The sequence below is a fragment of the Betaproteobacteria bacterium genome (genome assembly GCA_016791345.1).
Lineage (GTDB): Bacteria > Pseudomonadota > Gammaproteobacteria > Burkholderiales > JAEUMW01 > JAEUMW01.
The window spans coordinates 1-2,464 of the sequence record JAEUMW010000434.1; the positions used below are offsets into that span (position 1 = coordinate 1).

Here is a 2,464-nt window from a genome sequence, read left to right on the forward strand (position 1 = left end):
GGCCGCGCGTCAGCCCGCTTGGCGAAGGGGCTTGAACACCCGCCGATATTGAACGGGGCTGAGGCCGGTGCGACGACGGAACAGGCGACGGAAGAACGACGCATCCTCGTAGCCGACCTCGAAGCTGATGTCGTCGGCCGACCGCGCGGACGTCTCAAGCAGGCGTTTGGCCTCTTCGATGCGAAGATTCTGCAGGTAGTCGATCAGGGTGAGGCCCGTTGCAGCCTTGAAGCGGCGCTTGAGCGAACGCTCCGGAATCATCGAGTGTTTCACCGCCCCCGCGACCGCATTCCGCTCACGAAAATGCTCGCTGAGCCACGTCTCGCACGCCTTCGTCGTTGCATCCGAATGCGGCCGCGGTCGCACCAGCGGCGCGTAGGGCAACTGGCCCTCGTCGTGCCGTTTCAGCAGGTAGACCTTGGCGATGCGCATGGCCTCGCCCGGACTCACGTGCCTCGAGATGACGTGCAAGGCCAGGTCGTGCCACGACGTGGTGCCGCCCGCGGTGACGATGCGGCCCTCGGCATCCGCGAAGCACAGGTTCGGCTCCGGACGGAACCGGATCTGCGGATAGCGCCGCTCGAAGAGATCCCGATAACCCCAATGCGAGGTGGCATCGCGCCCGTCGAGGAGACCGGTTTCCGCGAGCATCAGCGAACCGGAGCACGCCGAATAGATGCAGGCCCCATCTTCGTAGCGCGCGCGTATCCACCGGGTGAGGGACGGATAGCGGCCGGCGAGATGTTCGTCCGGCCCGAGCCAGAGTTCTGGAAGGATGACGATGTCGGCCTTCGGGTTTTCGCGAATCGATGACGCGGGTGCGACCGGGATGCCATTGCCGCAGCGAAACGGCCGGGTCGACGTCGATGCGACACGCACCCGAAACGGCGGCTCGTCCGGCGTCGATCGCACCAGAGTCTGCCAGAGATTCCCGGCTGCCATCAGCACGTCGACCATGCCGTACAGGGCCGAACCCGCAGACTCGGGAACGGCGACGATCAGCGTCTCAATCGACCTTGAGGAGCGTGCGGCGCGCGTGGACATGGCTTGGCACGAAAGAACCGTTTATGGCAAGAATCCCGCTTAGCGACCTGCCCGTCAACTCCTATAGTGGCGCCAAGCTCGCACCGTTACCGCGGGCCTGGAACGACCGACAAACCAACCTGCAAGGAGACGACAAATGGGACAGCAGACGATGAGAAAAGTGGAATCAATGCACCTCAACGGCCTCGACACTCAGGCCATGACGCAGACCGTGGAGGCGCTCAAGCGCGACCCGGCGCTGGCTCAGTTCACCTTCCGTACGCGCAACGAATGGATTGACGGCGGCGAGAACCGCTCGACGATCAAGGGTTTCTATGGTGCGGGCGCGGAAGACGCATCACGCCACGAGCCATTTGTGTTCACGAACGGCGAGCCACCGGTCCTGCTCGGCAACAACGAGGGCGCGAATCCCGTCGAGTTCCTGCTGCATGCGCTCGCGGGTTGCGTCACGACGACCACCGTGCTGCACGCCGCCGCACGTGGCATCCAGATCCGGTCGCTATCTACCGAACTCGTCGGCAACATCGACCTGCAGGGATTGCTCGCCCTCGATGATGCGGTACCCGCGGGCTACCGGAAGATCGAGATCAAGATGGACATCGGGGCCGACTGCAGCGACGAAGAGCTCGACGACCTGCTCCGCTTCGCGCAGACGCACTCACCGGTATGCAACACCGTCTGCAGACCGGTGCCGGTGGTGATCGAGCGTGCAGTCAAGAGTTGACGGGCAGCGCGGAGCCGCCCACCGCGAGCTTGGCGGCTCCTTTGCGAGCCCTCGGTAGCCCGCGGCGGCTCGCGATCTCTGCGCCCCCCAACCTGGACGACGTTTGTCGCCCTGCCCTACCTTGCCGTCCACCCCCCGTCGACAGGCAGCGCGGCACCGGTGATGGATTTCCCCGCGTCGCTGCACAGCAGGACCGCCAGCGCCCCGAGTTCCTCCGCCTCCACGAACTGCTTCTTCGCGTGCGCGGCGAGGATCACGTCGCGGATCACCTGCTCGTGCGAGAGCTTGTGGACTTTCGCCTGATCCTCGATCTGCCCTTCCACCAGCGGCGTGCGCACGTAGCCGGGGCAGATCGCGTTGCAGGTGATGTCGAAGTCGGCAGTCTCCAGCGCCACGGACTTGGTGAGCCCGAGCAGCCCGTGTTTCGAGGCGACATAGGCGGACTTGTAAGGGGAGGCCACCAGCGCGTGGGCGGAGGCGATGTTGACGATGCGTCCCCAGTTGCGCCGTTTCATGCCCGGCAGCACGGCCTTGATGGCGTAGAAGGCAGAGGAGAGATTGAGCGCGATGAGCTTCTCCCATTTCTCGTCGGGAAACTCGTCCACGGGCGCCACGTGCTGGATGCCGGCGTTGTTCACCAGGATGTCAACGGTGCCGAATTCGCGCTCCGCCACGGCGACGAGTTCGCGCACCTGA

The 2,464-nt window shown here is 64.9% G+C and carries 3 protein-coding genes; 1 reads left to right on the forward strand and 2 read right to left on the reverse strand.

Going from position 1 to position 2,464, the window contains the following annotated elements:
* Positions 1-9: 9 nt before the first annotated feature.
* On the reverse strand, positions 10-1,044 hold the full coding sequence (locus JNK68_16290) for a helix-turn-helix domain-containing protein (GenBank protein MBL8541903.1): 1,035 nt from the start codon (positions 1,042-1,044) through the stop codon (positions 10-12).
* A gap of 151 nt (positions 1,045-1,195) precedes the next feature.
* Here JNK68_16290 and JNK68_16295 point away from each other — a divergent pair, with 151 nt between their 5' ends.
* Positions 1,196-1,768 (forward strand): OsmC family protein, encoded by a 573-nt coding sequence (locus JNK68_16295; protein MBL8541904.1) that lies wholly within the window; start codon positions 1,196-1,198, stop codon positions 1,766-1,768.
* Positions 1,769-1,884: 116 nt separating this feature from the next.
* Here the strand turns inward: JNK68_16295 and JNK68_16300 are convergent.
* Positions 1,885-2,464 (reverse strand): 3-hydroxybutyrate dehydrogenase (locus tag JNK68_16300; protein ID MBL8541905.1); only part of this gene is annotated, 580 nt, incomplete at its 5' end.

Coding starts and splice junctions, on each gene's coding strand:
- JNK68_16295 (MBL8541904.1), top strand. CDS start 1,196: ATGAGAAAAGTGGAATCAATGCACCTCAACGGCCTCGACACTCAGGCC.
- JNK68_16290 (MBL8541903.1), bottom strand. CDS start 1,044: ATGTCCACGCGCGCCGCACGCTCCTCAAGGTCGATTGAGACGCTGATC.